This window comes from Paenibacillus sp. PvP094, from assembly GCF_040546835.1.
Lineage (GTDB): Bacteria > Bacillota > Bacilli > Paenibacillales > Paenibacillaceae > Paenibacillus > Paenibacillus illinoisensis.
Map to the genome: position 1 here is coordinate 3,799,241 of NZ_JBEPOM010000001.1, position 16,846 is coordinate 3,816,086.

The 16,846-nt window shown below is 44.2% G+C and carries 12 protein-coding genes; 10 read left to right on the forward strand and 2 right to left on the reverse strand.

All coding sequences use genetic code 11. From position 1 onward, the window contains the following. Positions 1-2 precede the first annotated feature (2 nt). The 7 genes from ABIC22_RS17480 (at position 3) to ABIC22_RS17510 (ending at position 11,027) form a co-directional block, all read left to right on the forward strand. Positions 3-491, forward strand: a complete 489-nt coding sequence (locus ABIC22_RS17480; protein ID WP_354486014.1) for an immunity protein YezG family protein — start codon at positions 3-5, stop codon at positions 489-491. 881 nt (positions 492-1,372) lie between these two features. Next, complete coding sequence (locus ABIC22_RS17485; protein ID WP_354482696.1) at positions 1,373-1,768, forward strand: hypothetical protein; 396 nt, start codon at positions 1,373-1,375, stop codon at positions 1,766-1,768. Positions 1,769-1,812: 44 nt separating this feature from the next. Beyond that, positions 1,813-2,409 (forward strand): hypothetical protein, encoded by a 597-nt coding sequence (locus ABIC22_RS17490; RefSeq protein ID WP_354482699.1) that lies wholly within the window; start codon positions 1,813-1,815, stop codon positions 2,407-2,409. Between the two features lie 381 nt (positions 2,410-2,790). Continuing rightward, entirely contained in the window at positions 2,791-8,466 is a 5,676-nt protein-coding gene (locus ABIC22_RS17495) for a S8 family serine peptidase (RefSeq protein WP_127537698.1), read from the forward strand. Positions 8,467-8,646: 180 nt separating this feature from the next. Then, positions 8,647-9,888 carry a transcriptional regulator gene (locus ABIC22_RS17500; RefSeq protein WP_127537699.1) on the forward strand — a complete coding sequence of 414 codons (1,242 nt, stop codon included), beginning with the start codon at positions 8,647-8,649 and terminating at the stop codon, positions 9,886-9,888. Between the two features lie 129 nt (positions 9,889-10,017). Next, positions 10,018-10,458: an Imm48 family immunity protein gene (imm48, locus tag ABIC22_RS17505; protein ID WP_127537700.1), complete on the forward strand. Its 441-nt coding sequence runs from the start codon at positions 10,018-10,020 to the stop codon at positions 10,456-10,458. Between the two features lie 32 nt (positions 10,459-10,490). Beyond that, positions 10,491-11,027, forward strand: coding sequence for an RNA 2'-phosphotransferase (locus tag ABIC22_RS17510; RefSeq protein ID WP_354482704.1), 537 nt, complete (start codon positions 10,491-10,493; stop codon positions 11,025-11,027). A gap of 191 nt (positions 11,028-11,218) precedes the next feature. On the opposite strand, the gene ABIC22_RS17515 is transcribed toward ABIC22_RS17510, so the two are convergent. After that, positions 11,219-12,076, reverse strand: a complete 858-nt coding sequence (locus ABIC22_RS17515; RefSeq protein ID WP_354482707.1) for an SDR family oxidoreductase — start codon at positions 12,074-12,076, stop codon at positions 11,219-11,221. Positions 12,077-12,190: 114 nt separating this feature from the next. Then, a complete protein-coding gene (locus ABIC22_RS17520; protein WP_354482709.1) occupies positions 12,191-12,616 on the reverse strand; it encodes an Rrf2 family transcriptional regulator in 426 nt (141 codons plus the stop codon). 413 nt (positions 12,617-13,029) lie between these two features. On the opposite strand from ABIC22_RS17520, the gene ABIC22_RS17525 reads away from it, so the two are divergent. The 3 genes from ABIC22_RS17525 to ABIC22_RS17535 are packed head-to-tail and all read left to right on the forward strand — an operon-like array spanning position 13,030 to position 16,840. Continuing rightward, complete coding sequence (locus tag ABIC22_RS17525; RefSeq protein ID WP_354482712.1) at positions 13,030-15,363, forward strand: ABC transporter permease; 2,334 nt, start codon at positions 13,030-13,032, stop codon at positions 15,361-15,363. Positions 15,364-15,376: 13 nt separating this feature from the next. Then, positions 15,377-16,144: an ABC transporter ATP-binding protein gene (locus ABIC22_RS17530; protein ID WP_354482715.1), complete on the forward strand. Its 768-nt coding sequence runs from the start codon at positions 15,377-15,379 to the stop codon at positions 16,142-16,144. 60 nt (positions 16,145-16,204) lie between these two features. After that, a complete protein-coding gene (locus ABIC22_RS17535; protein ID WP_154895070.1) occupies positions 16,205-16,840 on the forward strand; it encodes a TetR/AcrR family transcriptional regulator in 636 nt (211 codons plus the stop codon). Positions 16,841-16,846 lie beyond the last annotated feature (6 nt).

The window sequence follows — 16,846 nt, forward strand, 5'->3', positions numbered from 1 at the left end:
GCATGGAAAAAGAGATGAATCAAATATATAATCAAATAGCTGAAACAGTTAATGAAATGATCCCGGAAGAATGGAAAAAATTTCATTACTATGCACAAATTTCTGAAACAGGGGGCGGGACATACTTTTTTTATAACACACCTGAGGATGTGGAAAATTTTAAATATAGTTTAGAAATCCCTCTTTATTATCATGATTATAAAGATCAATATAAAATCAAAAGCAGAGTTCTATTTGAACTGAGTGAAAAACTAAGAAAGAATTTTATAGATAATGAACAAGAACTTTGGTATTCCTTCACATTATCTATTGATAGGAATGGGAAATTCAAGATTCATTATGATTATACAAATTGGTTTGATACGAATTATAGCTTTGATGACCAGCTACTTATTTGGGAATATAAATATTTGGGTAACATACCAGAGGATGAAAAAAGCAGACAACTAATAGATAGGTATCTAGAAGAGTATCCCGATAATCCAATATAAAACCCATTATAATGAGTGGGAGTATGAGCTTTAAAGTTACTGTCAAATGAGTCAGATGATTGAGTCCATATGATCTAACTCATGTAATAAACGTCTGAAGATTTCTCCATTCCAGTAAATGCTCTAATTTTATATTCTGAAAGCTACTTTTTAGTTACATTAAACAGGTTGATTATGGTCAGATACCACCGTAATTGACCTGTTTTTTTGTTTCTTAGTTTTCTTGCGTTTCAAATTTACTCACAACTATAAATGAGCTTAATAAAGTTCTTTCCAACCGAACCATGAGTGCAGTGCACCCCCTAGATATAGAAATTGGAAAAACCCCTGGGTTTAACCGATAAAATTCTAGGGAGGACACGGTGATATACGAATTAAATTTGAAGATTCAAGACTTACTAAAATACTATGTATTCATTTTAAGACTTTCAAGGCTCATTCCAACTTAATCAACATGGGGGATGAGTCTTCTTTTCATAGAATATGCGTTACTCAGCATAGAGAGAATATGATTCTTAACAGCCCACAGACTAAGAACAGCGGGGACAAACCAAAATAAATTTTTACAACTCTCGAATGGGAATCCGAGGCATTCATCTATACGATGGAGAGTTCTAAAACTTCTGCTTTGGATGGCAAAGTGAAGCAGCCTGACCGGAAGGAATAAACGGTAACCCAAGCGGTGTCCCGCCCTGAATCCGGGTTGCTCATGACTACATATCTAATGATGCTGGAAAATGAGATCCAGGGGTTCCCCGGTCTGCGGATCAAACCGCAATCTTCTTGCCCCTATCCCTTTAGCGACATTCTACGTCGCCGAAGATCATAGCGGCTGTATATGATGCCTGAAATCGGGGAAGCGGCAGCCATCGGCGCTGAGTTTGCTGGACCGACTTACTAAAGGTTTCACTGAGCTCCAACAGCAGGAGAACGAAGCAAAGTGGAAACTGCTTGGTAAAGTGTTGACTGCTGCCAAAGAACTGTCTACCGCGACAACGCCTCTCGATTTGGTCAAGAAGTTGCATCAGCAGCATCAGGAAATCAGCACGACGTATTATGAAATTCCAGCATATACTTGGGAGAAGTGGGCGAAACACCACGCGGATCAGGAACTGAAAGAATCGCTGGATTATTTCAACAAAGTGATGGAAAACCCTGAAGAATACGATATTCTTTTCGTAGGGCCCCATTTTGTAAATATACCTTCGACATCGGCAGGCCGCATATTACGGTCGAGGAACTGGGGAGTTATGACTATTGGAAGGCACAAGGGCTAAGCCTTGATGAAATGAAGTATCTGTCATGGAGACTAAAGGCCCCCATGAGCGATGAAGCCTTTGCTGAACTATGGGATGGATATTACCAACATGACGCGATGCAAAAAGGCCTGGATACGGAATTTAATTTTAAGGGTAAGGGAGGTTCAGCAGGCGGCTCTGTAGGCCTGAGACGGTCCATCCCGCAGGCAAGTGGACCAACGTCGCCCGAAGTGAATACTAGCCCGTCTTCGTCCATCGTGCCCAAAGTGAAGACATTTGTCCAAAAGTATTGGGAAGACAGTCAGAAGATGGGAATCGTGTCTGGTGGAGGAAGTCATTGGAGCAATAACAAGAAGAACAAAACGGGCGAGGCTGCTTCTGGAGGCGGTAAGGCAGCAAACAGTGAAACAGGATCGACCTCTAAACCTGGGGAGAACCCGTCGAAACCGAAACAAAATTCGGAAAGTACACCTTCTTCGAAAACGAATGAACTAATGCAACGACAACGCCGAAAAATAGCACGACACCAAAGACGAATCCTTGAAAAGTATAACCTAATTAATTCTAAATCGTTACATAAAAGAGGTCGATTATGGTCAGATGGTCTGGCTTATTTGTTTTACATATTAAAAAAAACAATTGGAAGAATTGGAGTATGAGAAGTCAAATAAGCTCACATATTTCGTTCTGCTTGGAATATTGATGTGAGATTTTGTACGTTTTTATTCAGAAATTTTGAAGTGAATCCCATAAAAAATAGCATAAAAAGTAAATTTGTATTCAAAATACTCTTCATTTTCGCAAGTGTTTTTAGGTCTAGAGATACTTGTTTGTTAAAAGAAGTTGCAAATATAAAGGTGTCAGCCTGGTTTTGTAAAGCAAAGTCTCTAAATTAGATAATTCGGTCTATTTATATGTAAATTTTTTAGAAGAATATCAGATCGATTCAATCTATTAACATACTCAATTACCCCAATTTACATTCCATACGCTGCGGAATACGATAATCCTAATCTATTGCAAACCGCAGGAGGTATAAAATGAAACGAAAATCAGCCCGATGGTTATCCGGTGTTTTAGCAGCAGGAGTCATGTTGTCTTCCATGTTCTCCATGCCAGCTTACGCAGCGCCGGCCTATGGCCCTCTACAGCATAGTGAGAGCGCTAAGTCCATTTTGCAATCACTGACGCCAGAAGAAAGACAAGCTTTGAACCAGCTTCAAGTGATGGACGGTGAAGTGATCGATCCCAAGGTGAATACCAAAAGTAGCGATTTGGTAAACGTGATTGTGCAGTTCAAAAGTGAACCCGCTGCGGTTGCCTTGAAACGGGCTGCAGTAAACAATGAGAAGATGTCTGAGCTTACGGCTACGAGCAAGGTGAAACAAAATCACCAGCAATTCAAGCAGCACATTAAGTCTTTGCAGCAGAAGAGAGGGCTATCATATGATGCTGCCTCGATCCGGATTACCCAGGAGTACGAGACAGCGCTAAATGGCGTTGCGTTAACAGTCCCTGGTGTAGCCGTAGAAGATTTGATGAAATCAGGGGTAGTGAAAAAAGTATGGGCTGACCAGGAAGTGACACTTGATCTGCCAGAGACAGACACATCGAGTGAATTTGCATCTGCACCCGGAATGCAGCCTCGAATGGCTGATAGTGTGCCATATCTCGGCATCGACAAACTTCATGAAGAGGGTATCACTGGTAAGGGAATCAAAGTGGGTGTACTGGACACCGGAATTGATTATAATCATCCGGATTTAACAGGGGCGTATAAAGGGTATCGCGCTCATGAGGGAGAAGATCCAAAACAAGTGGATCCGGCTACGGTTAAGGGCTGGGACTTTGTCGATAACGATGCGGACCCGATGGAGACGACATATGAAGATTGGGAAAATTCGGGCTACAAGGAACAGGGTGTTTTAGCAGAAGAATATTATACTTCCCATGGTACACACGTATCGGGAACCATTGCAGGGCAGGCCAAAAATGACGTGGGGTATGCTGTAAAAGGTGTTGCTCCAGATGTAGACTTATATGTGTACCGTGTACTTGGCCCTGGTGGAAGTGGTGAGATGAGTGGCATTATTGCCGGGATTGACAAGGCCATTGAAGATGAACTGGATGTGATTAATCTCTCTCTCGGTGCTGCAACGAATGATCCATTGGATCCGGCCTCCATTGCACTGAATAATGCGATGCTGCAAGGTGTGGTGAGTATGGTTGCGGCTGGTAATGATGGACCCAGTGAAGGTACGTTAGGTACACCGGGAGCGAGCGCGCTGGCCATTACGATTGGTGCTTCCGATGTTCCGTTAACTCTTCCTACCGCTACCGTGACTATGGATGTGTATGGTGATCCAGGTGCAGGAGAGTCGGGCGAAAATACAGCTGAACCAGAAGCGCCTACTGCAGAAGAAGCGCCACCAGCAGCAGATGAACCATCTGCTGCAGATGTACAAGCATCCGCAACAGAAGAAGAGATACCAGTAGAAACTCCACCTGTAGTAGAAGAAACACCTGCAGTAGATGAAGAAACATCGGCAGAAGAAAATGCACCTGAAGTGGATGTAGAAACTCCACCAGCAGCAGAAGGAACACCTGTAGTAGAAGAAGTTCCAGCAGTAGGAGAAGAAGCGCCTGCTTCAACTTATACTGAGGAGTTACCTCTGTTTGGTAAAGATTTTACTGACGATCTGACTACGCTTGAAGGCAAAACCTACGAACTTGTTTATGCGGGGCTTGGTAATGCTTTTGATTTTGAAGGTATTGATGTACAAGGCAAAGTGGCCCTAATTGCGCGGGGTGATATTGCACTCGATGCCAAGATCGTCAATGCAAGAAAGGCAGGGGCGGCAGCAGCAATCATTTATAATAATGTTGAAGGAACAATCCCCAATTATTTGGGTGAAATGAACGGGTATATTCCTACGTTCCAAATGATGAGAGAGCTTGGAGAAAAGCTAAAAGAGTTGAATGGCGTGACGGTCACCTTTGGCGCAGCGGGCCAAACCGTTACGGAAGGAAATAAACTGGCGGATTTCAGTTCCCGAGGTCCAGCGTCCGTGAATGATGACATTAAACCCGATATCGTAGCCCCGGGCGTAGCTGTTTTTTCAACCTATCCTGTATTTGTGAATGATCATACGGGTGAGAATTATAATATTGCCTATGCACGAATTTCGGGTACTTCCATGGCAACGCCGCATATGGCGGGTATTGCTGCACTAATGCTTCAGGCACATGAAGAATACACACCTTTTGATGTGAAGACTGCTCTAATGAATACAGCTGTCGATCTGAACGGGAATTATTCCGTGTATGAAGTAGGTGCAGGCCGAGTAGATCCTTACCGGGCAGTCCACACTTCCGTATTTGCCAAAGTTCAGGATAAAACGATTCACTTCTCGAATGACGAATCCATCCTTATTGATGAAATTACAGGTTCGATCGTATTTGATAGTGCATACTTGGAAGAAGACGGCCAGGGAATCGTATCTGACAGCCGGACAGTTAAAATAGAGAATAAAGGGGACCTTGCCAAAACGTATAACACTTCCATCAAGCTGTTAAACGATATGAATTTAAATGTAGATCTTCCAGAATCGATTACTGTAAGTGGCGGAAGTACAGAAGAGATGACTGTTTCAGTGGATATACCACAGGACACGCCGAGCGGCCGTTATGAAGGATATGTATATCTGGATACGGAAAATGCTGCGGATCATATTCAGATCCCATTCTCCATTCGTATTAGCGAAAAGGGGATTACTTCGGTGGAGATGATTCCACCATCCGTTACAAACGATACCCCATTCCATCAGTTCCTGAACCGGATGACACTGAGTGCCATTCTTTTGGGCAGTCCCATTGATTCTGTGGATGTATTGCTGAAGGATCGCGAAACCGGCGAAGAAATCGGGTTTGTAGGTACCTTGAATTCGCAGTCCCTGCTTCCGGGAGTGGAATATCTGATCCTGAATGTGTTTAGAGGTTATGCATTTCCGATTGAAAACGGGGAGATTTCCAACGTTGCACGATTTGTGCCTGAGGGCAGCTACACACTTGAATTCATCGGGAACGATTCGGACTCCAAGCAGTATTCATACGAAAGATTGGTAGTTGTCGATAATACAGCCCCAGAGATTGATTTGGGTATAGAGCCTGGCGTATACGAGCTCAATGATAGTATGTTGACGGAAAGGGAGGGTGGACAGGGCGTCTGGTATGATGGCACAGCTATCGATTCAACAGTCCAAACCTTTGTTGATAATGGGATCACGGAATATGATCAATCTTCCAACCGTGTCATTTTCTACGAGAATGGCAGTCCCTTCTATTCCGGTGACTTGCCTGTTTCCAAAGAAGGAAATATATCATTTGGTATTACCAAAGAAGAATATGATAATGGTTACGAACTTCGACTCTTTGGAATGGATGTGGGTACAGCGGCCAATCCCGTCAAGGACCACCGCTATGGCTTTATTTCCGAAGGCAAACCTTATGTGACTAGTAAATATGACAAAGAACAAGTGCGTAAAGGAGATACGATTACCCAGACTATTCAATTGAACAATGTGGAGAAGTTAAACGGTATTTCGTTTACCCTGGAGTCGATGTATGACTATAAACAATTTAACCGGATTGAGCCAACGCCTGAGCTGCAGGCATTACTGGATGCCACAGGTGCTGAAGTGAAATTCAGTGATCCTGTAGTGAGCCCAAGAGAAATTAGCTTTGAGGCATCCATCTCAGGTGGATCCTTTGAAGGAATCACAGGGAATCTTGATTTGTTCCATGTTGTCTTTGATGTTCCGAAGGATGAATTCTATTTTAAGAAAAGCGACGTACCCTTTCTTGAAGTGAAATACACGACGGTTGGCATGAAAGAGAACGAAGAGAAATTGACATTAGCCGCGTTTAACACAGACAGCTATGAAGTGATTTCCAAATCTTCAAGAACATATGGTTATCTACGTCCCGAAGCTTTTATGGTCGATGGAGAGTATCTGGATTTTGCAAATGACTATTCGGCAATGGGCATTGAAGTTTATGCGGAGACGGCTTCCGGTGAGAAATATGAGGGGACTTTGCAAAAATATGGTGAGTTCCTGATCGATGGGATTCCGGCAACAGGAGAAGTGACGACCATCTACACACGAGTTCCGGGCCATTTACCTTCCAGGCTGGCAGTGGTTCTGAGCAAGACGATTGATGGCGAATACTACGGTATCAATCAACTGAATTCGTCTGATTATACGTATGCAGGAGATATTAATGGAGATGGAGCCATCGATATCTATGATATGGAGCTTGTAACGAAATATTATCGTACTTCGGATGAAACTGCTGATATTGACCAGGATGGTTATGTAGGAGACACCGAAGTGAGTTATATTACGAATAACTTTGGAATGACGGCTAACTATTCTACCAAGCAGCCTGTCTTGCAAATTGGGGACAAAGACTTAGGGTACTTCCTCAATAAAATTCAGGAAATGAACAATGGTGGTTCTGGTAATAATGGGGGCGGTTCGGGAAATAGCGGTGGCGGCGGATCTTCTACGACGCCTGCACCTGTCCCAACACCTGCACCATCTACAGAATCAGAATCAAGCCAAAATCAGGTCATTACGGAAAAAGATTTGCAATCTGCGGCAAACGGTACCGCGAATGTGGAGATGACGGTCGGTAAGAAGATTGAGCTGCCTGTCAATGCCGGGGATTTGTTGGGTGCGAATTCACTCACAATATCTCAGCAAGGTGTGCTATCGCTCACCATTCCTTCTGGCGTATTGAAAGAACTGCAAACCAAAGGTGGCCCTGGTGCAGCTGATGGCAAAATCATCTTGGATATAAACAAAAAAGATGTGAAATTACCAGCGGCGAAACAAGGTCTGACGTGGACAACCGCAGGTGCTGCTTACGAAATTGAACTGTATCTCCAGGTTTCCAGTGAGAAGCTATCTTTGTCCTCACTTTCTGAAGATGTTACGCTGACACTCCATTACGACAGAAAGCTAAACAGCGATCTGATTGGCATGTACACTGAACATTCAACTGCGAATCAATGGGATTACGCAGGTGGGATCGTAGACGAAGAGAAGGGTAGCGTTACTTCCCAATTGTCCGATTTGGGCACGTATGCACCGTTCGTCTACGATAAATCCTTCGAAGACGTGGCACCAACGCATTGGGCAAGCGAAGCAATCAAGTCTCTTGCAGCGAAACATGTGCTGACAGGTAAAACAGAGACTGCGTTTGATCCGCAAGGTCAAACAACTCGTGCCGAATTCGCTGCCTTAATCGTAAGAACCCTTGGCTTAGAGGCAAAAGGTAATGAATTGCCATTTGGTGATGTAAGCAAGGATGCCTGGTATGTGGATAGCGTTGCTGCTGCTTATCAAGCAGGTTTGGTTCAGGGAGTATCTAGTGATACATTTGCTCCGACTCAAACCATTTCACGTCAAGAAATGGCCGTGCTTATGATGAGAGCATACGAATACCAATCCCAAACAAATGATACCCAGTCAGCTGATGCCGGTTATACGGATGAAGCAAACATTGCATCTTGGGCAAAAGAAGCTGTGGCTAAAGCGGCTGAGCTTGGTGTAATGAAAGGTTCTACTGGTGGGAAATTCAAACCTCAAGATAGTGCTACACGTGCCGAAACGGCCCAAACGGTTCACAATTTACTTTCGTTGCTGAAATAAGAAGTACAAATATAAGAGGTTCCTCCAGCATTAGGGGGGCCTCTTATTTTGTCATGACTGCACCTTGCGATTCTCCCAAAATTCTCCTCCCAGGTACACCAGACTCCAATATATAACTGGTACAGTCCACATTCGATCCCTATAATTAGGAATAAACGATGGACAAAACGAGGTGTAGTGATGGTTGAAGGGAAGATTATTAAATTTTACCGGGAGAAACATAGACGAACTCAAGGCGAACTGGTGAAAGGGATCTGTTCAGTCACACATCTGAGCAAAATTGAACGGGGAATGACAGAGTACTCACAGGAGATTATGGACATGCTCTGTGAGCGACTCCATATTGATATGGTAAGGGAAGTAACCAGATATCATCAAATGAAGGATCTGCTGGATTCATGGCAAGAGGCCATTATTATGCAGAGAACGGCCGAAGCTATTCGTCTAAAAGACAAGCTGGAAGAAGAACCGCTAGCAGGTATACCAGACTTGCGTCTATCCTGTGATTTGCTGCGGATCCGATTTTATTTATTTTTAAATAATATAGATGAGGCAGAAAGACTTATAGACAAAGTCGAGATTCCGGATGAATTGGAGCATTCGTACGAGCATTATTTTTATCACCACCTGATGGGGATTTACTATTTCCTAACAGGGCATTATACCAAATCCATCCAGACGTTAACCTCTATTGACCAATCGAAATATACGAATCATGAATACTTTTATCATTTGTCCCTGGCCTATCACTCGATCTATTCGAATATTACGTCTTACTATTACGCCGAGAAGGCTATCCAGCATTTTCGGAAAACGCTCAATATGGTTCGGATCATTGATACCGAAACCATTATGCTGGTTCAGCTCAATTCCCGAGAGTATCATGATTTTCCTGAGACTAAAAGAAGATATGAGAATCTCATTCGGATATGTGATGATTGCGGTCTTCCTGACCGAAAAGCCAAGCTGCTGAACAATCTGGGTTACGAATATAACCGGCGAAAGCAGTATGAGGAGGCTGCCTATTGGTACAATCAGGCGCTGGATATCATTCCGGAGAAACAACCGCTCTACCTGATGGTGCTTAATAATTACGTAGAAGCGAATAGACTGGGTAATCTCATTCCTGCAAACAAGCTATTAAATATATCTCTGGAAGCCCTGCATCGATCTGATCTTACGGGAGACGCAAGTTATATGGAATTGGAACTCCAATGTGTTATTTTGCAAGGCCAGGAGGAAGCGTATTATGAAATGATAGAAGATAGAGTTCTTCCTTACTATCGTGAGCTTGGTTCCCAATATCTCGCCGAACGTTATGAGGAGATATTGTTTAAATATTATATGAATCATGGTGAAAAGGATAAGGCACTGGAGCTCGCAAAAAATCGTTTCGAAACGCAATCGACTTCGCTTATATAAGGGTAATGCAAGAATGAGAGAAGCTTCGATAGACAGGGGATTTGAAACGAATACCGTAACTCCGATACAATGGGGTCAGGGAGTCTAAGAGAATGGATTAAATATGGCTGAGAAATGGAGAACTACAATATGACTGATTTTATTAACGCAGAAGATATTAATGACGTCATTCTGGCAGCGGCTGCCTCGGAGCTTGAGCAGATGGTGGGCAGGATTTGTGAATTGATTGGTACGCCTTTGGAACAGACAACTGAGCTGGAGCGGCAGGTGATCGCTGCATTCGGCTTTGGGGCCGTATACGGCATTACTCATCGGGATCAACTAGCAGAGCCCCAGGCTCACGCACTGAGTATTCGGATGTTGATCAAGCCATTTAACTACAGTGAACAGCAAGCAGTGGACTTTGCCGACGATCTAATTCGGGTGGCCTCGGACCGGGAGGCGCATCCAGTAATGAACACGATTATTCATCGTGGGATTGACGGCCACCGTCAATTTAACCAGGAAGATGATGAAGGACTGGCACGCAATATTCAGGAGATTTTGACTGCGGTACAACCGGAGAGGTAGAAGAGAGTTACTAGATTCGGGAGATGATCGTGATGGATTTGATGAAACTAAGCAAAGAGCTCTCTTATGCTCTGCGGCATGCCCCCTGGGAATATGAGCTGGAGCTGGATGAAGAGGGCTGGGTGGAGATCTCGCAATTACTTGTGGCATTACATGAAAGTCCACAGTGGAAAGAAGTAACGGAAGCGGACCTGGAGCAGATGATTCAGGCCTCGGAGAAAAAGAGACATGAAATCCGTTCCGGCCGCATCCGGGCGCTATATGGTCATTCCACCCCGCAGAAGATATCCAAAATCCCTGCGGAGCCGCCGGTAACGCTTTATCATGGTACACCGGCTCGCGCGGTGGCTTCGATTATGGAGCAGGGATTGCAGCCACGGCAGCGGCAGTATGTGCACTTGTCCTCAGATATGAATACGGCCGAACAGGTAGGACGCAGACGTGATGATCAGCCCGTAATCCTGAAAATTAATGCCGCGCAGGCAGCCAAAGATGGTATCCTCTTTTACCATGGTAACGAAAATATCTGGCTCGCTGACCATATACCTGCACGCTATATCGGTCGCTGACAAGAAAAGTGCCCGCGAGTCCAATAGAGTATATTTTGTTATTCTGTTATGTATCCAATGATCCGGATGATCCATACAATATAAGCACATGTTACAGAAAAAGGGGCACATCAACATTTGTTGGTGTGTCCCTTTTGGTTATCCAGCTAATAGAATTTCGTTCTAATAGCTGATATGGATTTGAAGACGTTTTATTTGCCCAGAATCGCCTTAACGCCTTCGCTCAATGGTTGAGCCGGACGGCCAAGCAGTTTCTCCAAGGTGTCGCTCTCTACTGCCAGTGCGCCTTCACGGATGGCACCTTGCATATCAACCAGCATGGAGACCACAAAGTCAGGCAGACCTGCACCTTTCATGATGTCGGCATAAGCAGCATCGTCCACGTTTTGCACATTGATGTCCTGTCCGAGCACTTCGCCAACGATGGCTGCAAGTTCAGCTTGCGTGCGGAGTTTACCAGACAACTCATATACTGAATTCTCATGTCCCTCACCTGTAAGGACTGCTGCAGCGGCATGTGCATAATCGCTGCGCGTAGCCCAGCCTACTTGACTGTCGTTGGTTGCATGAACCCATGGGGCACCTTGGGTAGCAGCTTGTACGCTGCCTGCTTCATTTTCCAGATACCAGTTGTTACGCAGGAAGGAGTAGGGAATGCCGGATTCGCGGATCGCCTGTTCTGTGGCACGGTGCACTTCAGCCAGGGAAAGGGTGTTATTCTCGGCGTTTACCACGCTAGTATAAGCGATAAATCCAACACCTGCACTCTTGGCAGCATTAACCGCAGCTTGATGTTGGCGGATACGTGTCTCATTGTCGCCATCTGTGGAGATGAGCAGCAGGCGATCCACACCAGCGAAAGCTTTGGCAAGTGTACCCGGTTGATCGAAATCACCATGACGAACGTCGACGCCTTGAGCACGCAGTGCTTCCGCTTTCTCCGGGTTTCGTACACTTACAGCCAGATCCCCGGCGGATACCGTTTTTAACAAAGCTTCTACGACCAGTGAACCCAAATGACCTGTTGCGCCAGTAACCAAAATTTTCATGAGATATTCCTCCAATGGTTTAAGTATTTTGAAAAAAGTTTGGATGTAATCAAGTCCGTTATAACAGATGTGATTACAACCAAAGGGTTAAAAAAAGCTCATGATGAGCTTCTTTTATTCAGAGATATGAACCTGATCCATCATCTGCTGTATCGTTACGCGGTTCAAGCGCTGTTCCATCGCTGTCTGGGCCTCAATGAGCTCGGCACGTAAGGTACGTTCGATCATGCTGCCCACGGGACAATCCGGATTCGGATGTTTATGAAAGTTGAATAGCTCCCCATCCTGGACTACTTCAAGTGCCCGGTATACATCCAGTAGGGTGATGTCTGCCGGGTCCTTTAATAAGGAAGCGCCGCCGACGCCAGGTCTGACCTCAATCAAACGGGCCTGTTTCAGCTTAGACATGATCCGCCGGATAATCACGGGATTTGTATTTACGCTGAAAGCAATAAAATCCCCGGTACACTCATTAGGTGCAACAGCAATTAAGGACAGTGTGTGAACAGCAATGGAAAAGCGGCTGCTGATTTGTTTCATGGATGATCACCACCATTGTAACTATAATAGTTACAAATAAGGGCGTTGTCAATTCTATTTTTATTCCTTTTCAAAAATAAAATACAGAAGGTTATAAATACTGCTTACATAGGATCGTCAATGATTACGACAAAAGAGAAATAGAAAAATATGTTTTAATTGACAAATAAAAAGAGGATTGTATAATCTGGCTAGATCAATCGTTGTGAACCGCAGTGCATTGTTTGGGATAACCTTTAGAAGGGAGGTGGATATGCTGTACTTCAGATGAAATACATATGTTAATTCCAAGTGGATGACATCCATTTCGTCTAACATCTTAAATTCAATGTTTTTAGATCAGTTTCAATACTTCCAGCATCTGACTCCAGATCAATATAAATGAATCGTGAATGAGAGGAGCCACGTTATTCATGCTGTTACGAATGTTGAGAAATGATATCAAGAGAAAGAAAGGGATCACGGCTTCATTGTTTATTTTTGTACTGCTAGCTGCCTTACTGGTGTCATCGGGGTCCAGGATGATTATGGAATTAACAAGTTCCATTCAATATCTGTTCTCCGAATCCAAGACTCCTCACTTTGTACAGATGCATGCTGGAGAATTGGATCAAGCCAAAGTGATCTCTTGGGCTGAGGCTGATCCTAATGTCGAGCAGCATCAGATTGTAGAGATGGTCAATATTGACGGTGCGAATCTGTTTCTTGGAGCAGAATCTGAGAAAAATAGCGTAATGGACATTGATTTTGTTACTCAGAATCAGGATTTTGATTATTTACTTAATCTGAATAGTGAAATGATACAGGTAAACGATGGCGAGATTGCAGTTCCTGTGTATTACATGCAGCAGAACAAATTAAGGATAGGAGAACAGGTACGAATTGATAACGGTTCATTCAAACGTTCCTATACCATTGTTGATTTTGTCCGGGATGCCCAGATGAATCCCTCCGTCATTCATTCCAAACGTTTTATTGTGAGTCCAGCAGCCCTAGAGGAATTGAAGCAGGGTGTTGGGGAGATGGAATATTTGATCGAGTTTCGATTGAAGGAACCCGGACGGATAGGAGAATTCACTCAAGCTTATCAGAATGCAGGACTTCCTAACGCTGGTCCAGTCGTGACGTATGGCCTTTTCCAGTTACTGAATGCCATGACTGATGGTGTTATAGCCGCCGTTATCATTCTGGTCAGCCTAGTGCTGATTCTGATTGCGATGCTCTGTATCCGGTTCACAATGCTGGCTACCATAGAAGAAGATTATCGTGAGATTAGTGTCATGAAAGCCATTGGAATCGCGGAGAAGGACATTAAGAAACTGTATCTCATGAAGTATGTGTTTATGGCCGGGTTAGCTTCCCTGCTTGGATATGTTACATCACTGGGTGTGAACAGACTTTTTGTGTCTAATATCTTGTTGTACTTGGGAAAGGCGCCTGCAACTTTGTTGCATTTTGCGGTACCTTTACTCGCTAGCGGGTTGATTTTTGCCATGGTGGTTCTGTTCTGCCGGACGGTGCTGCGGCGGTTTCGTTCCATCTCTGCGGTGGAGGCACTCCGAACGGGAAGCCTGGGAGACAATCAAATTATTCGCAATCGTCTCAATCTGTCCCGTAATCGTTGGTCTTCTGTACCCGTCTTTCTGGGACTGAAGGATGTAGTTCAACGCGTCAGGATGTTCCGTTTGTTACTGTTCGTCTTTGTTGTCAGCTCGTTCATTATGATTGTGCCAATCAATTTCCTCAATACCTTGAAGGCACCGAGTTTTATTTCCTACATGGGTGTAGGTCAAAGCGATATTCGAATTGATTTAAGGCACACGGATGATGTAGAGCAGCGCTATAACAACTTGATAAACCAGATCAAAACAGATGAGGACATTAAAACATATTCTCCACTGGTAACGAGTCAGTTCAAGGTTCGAAATGCGGAAGGTAGTTATGACAATCTGAGCGTGGAAGCTGGGGATTTCAGCATTTTTCCATTGTCTTATGTCAACGGTAATGCCCCGGCAACCACCAATGAAATTGCACTATCCGATGCGAACAGCAGCGAGCTCGGGCTGAAGACGGGAGAACAGCTTACTTTGCTGGTGAATGGAAGGAATCAGGTAATGACGGTCAGTGGCATTTATCAGGACGTAACAAATGGCGGAAAAACGGCGAAAGCGTTGTTGCCTTACAACAAGGATAGTGTTCTGTGGTATGTAGTCAGCCTGGATTTGAAAGATCGTAGTCAGATGGCTGCCAAAATTGCTGAATATGAGACATCTTACTCTCCAGCCAAAGTAACAGATCTGCAGGGATACCTGGATCAGACGCTCGGAGGAACCATTCAACAATTGAAATTGGTCACAGTGCTGGCTTTAGCCATCGGGGTATTCATTTCGATACTCATTACCTTACTTTTCCTTCAAATGCTCGTAGCCAAAGACAGTAACGATATCGCTGTTTTGAGAAGTCTCGGTTTTGCTTTGTCCAAGATCAAGCTGAAATATGTCGTAATGTCACTTGTCATATTGATAGTAGGAGTTGCTGCAGGAACGATACTGTCCAATACGCTTGGACCTTTGCTCGTTAGCGCCATTATGTCAACGTTTGGTGCTTCAAATATTTCGTTCGTAATTAACCCGGTACAGGCGTATATTCTGTGTCCGTTGTTGCTTGCAGGAACCATTGTACTGACGGCATGGATCAGCATCCAGTCGATCAAGGAAACTAGCATATCCAAAATGATCACAGAATAGGGGCGGATTAACCATGACAACCATACTTGAAGCTAAAGATGTGAATAAATCTGTAGCCATCGGTGAGAATGAAGAACACAGCATTCTAAAAGATATCAATCTCCAACTCAAAAAAGGAGAGTTCGTATCTATTATGGGACCGTCCGGCTCAGGCAAGTCTACGTTGCTATACAACGTTAGCGGCATGGACCAGATCAGTGCTGGTAGTGTCTACTTCAATGGCAAAAAAATATCGGCATTTCAAGAAAGCGATCTGGCGAGTCTTCGATTAAACAAGATGGGCTTCATTTTTCAGAACATTCATCTGCTCAAGAATCTGAATCTGCTCGACAACATTGTACTTTCGGCGTATCTCGCCAAGAACAGCAGCAGAGATGCGATTAATACACGAGCAATGTCACTCATGAAAAAGATGGGAATTGACGGGCTGGCCCAGCATAATATCACTCAAGCCTCGGGAGGGCAGCTGCAGCGGATCGCCATTTGCCGCGCGTTGATCAATAATCCGGATATTCTGTTCGGAGATGAGCCAACAGGAGCGCTAAATTCCAAATCCACACACGAGATTATGGATATTTTGGGGGATATTAATGCCACAGGTACCACCATCCTGCTCGTAACCCATGATGTCAAAGTGGCTGTTAGATCGGAACGGGTGTTGTTTATGATGGATGGTAAATTGGTGGCCGATAAAAATATCGGCAAGTATGCAAGAGAACGTCAGGATCTGAAGAACCGCGAAAGCCATCTTTCACAGTGGTTAACTGAAATGGGGTTCTAATTCTGAAACTTCACGACTAGAATAGACCGACAGTCGGTCGAGTGTATCGGAGGACAGCATATGAGATTAATCAAAAATCCGGAAGAACGTCGAAATGAAATATTGGATGCAGCAGAGGTTCTGTTTGTGACAAAAGGTTATACCAAAGCAACGGTTATGGATATCCTCCAGGCATGTAACATTGCCAAGGGTACATTTTATTATTATTTCCAGTCCAAGGAAGAGGTAATGAACGCCATCGTCATGCGTTTTATTCTGAAAGGGGAGGAAGCAGCGAGACGTGTGGTATCTGATCCAAAATTGGATGCCCATGACAAGATTTTTCACATTATTATGGCGCAGAATGAGCCTGATGACAAAAAGCTGGGGCTGATTGAGCAATTGCACCATGTGCAAAATGTGGAAATGCACCAAAAGAGTCTGGTGGAGACGGTCATTCGTTTAAGTCCCATTTTGGCCGAAGTGGTGGAGCAAGGCATTCAGGAAGGCGTGTTTCATACACCTAACCCGAAGGAATCAATTGAGTTTTTACTGGTATCCTCACAGTTTTTACTGGATCAGGGCATTTTTCAATGGAAGGAAGAAGAGCTTCAAAAAAAAGTTGAGGCATTCTCTCAGATCGTGGAACGTGTCCTGGGGGCGAAAGAAGGAAGCTTCGCCTACGTTACCCGTCTGTATTTTCCGCATCAAGCCTAAGAGGAG

What these genes read in the sequence shown, in the direction of transcription:
- ABIC22_RS17480 (WP_354486014.1), top strand. Translation starts at nt 3, where the DNA reads ATGGAAAAAGAGATGAATCAAATATATAATCAAATAGCTGAAACAGTT.
- ABIC22_RS17490 (WP_354482699.1), top strand. Translation starts at nt 1,813, where the DNA reads ATGAGCGATGAAGCCTTTGCTGAACTATGGGATGGATATTACCAACAT.
- ABIC22_RS17495 (WP_127537698.1), top strand. Translation starts at nt 2,791, where the DNA reads ATGAAACGAAAATCAGCCCGATGGTTATCCGGTGTTTTAGCAGCAGGA.
- ABIC22_RS17500 (WP_127537699.1), top strand. Translation starts at nt 8,647, where the DNA reads ATGGTTGAAGGGAAGATTATTAAATTTTACCGGGAGAAACATAGACGA.
- imm48 (WP_127537700.1), top strand. Translation starts at nt 10,018, where the DNA reads ATGACTGATTTTATTAACGCAGAAGATATTAATGACGTCATTCTGGCA.
- ABIC22_RS17510 (WP_354482704.1), top strand. Translation starts at nt 10,491, where the DNA reads ATGGATTTGATGAAACTAAGCAAAGAGCTCTCTTATGCTCTGCGGCAT.
- ABIC22_RS17515 (WP_354482707.1), bottom strand. Translation starts at nt 12,076, where the DNA reads ATGAAAATTTTGGTTACTGGCGCAACAGGTCATTTGGGTTCACTGGTC.
- ABIC22_RS17520 (WP_354482709.1), bottom strand. Translation starts at nt 12,616, where the DNA reads ATGAAACAAATCAGCAGCCGCTTTTCCATTGCTGTTCACACACTGTCC.
- ABIC22_RS17525 (WP_354482712.1), top strand. Translation starts at nt 13,030, where the DNA reads ATGCTGTTACGAATGTTGAGAAATGATATCAAGAGAAAGAAAGGGATC.
- ABIC22_RS17530 (WP_354482715.1), top strand. Translation starts at nt 15,377, where the DNA reads ATGACAACCATACTTGAAGCTAAAGATGTGAATAAATCTGTAGCCATC.
- ABIC22_RS17535 (WP_154895070.1), top strand. Translation starts at nt 16,205, where the DNA reads ATGAGATTAATCAAAAATCCGGAAGAACGTCGAAATGAAATATTGGAT.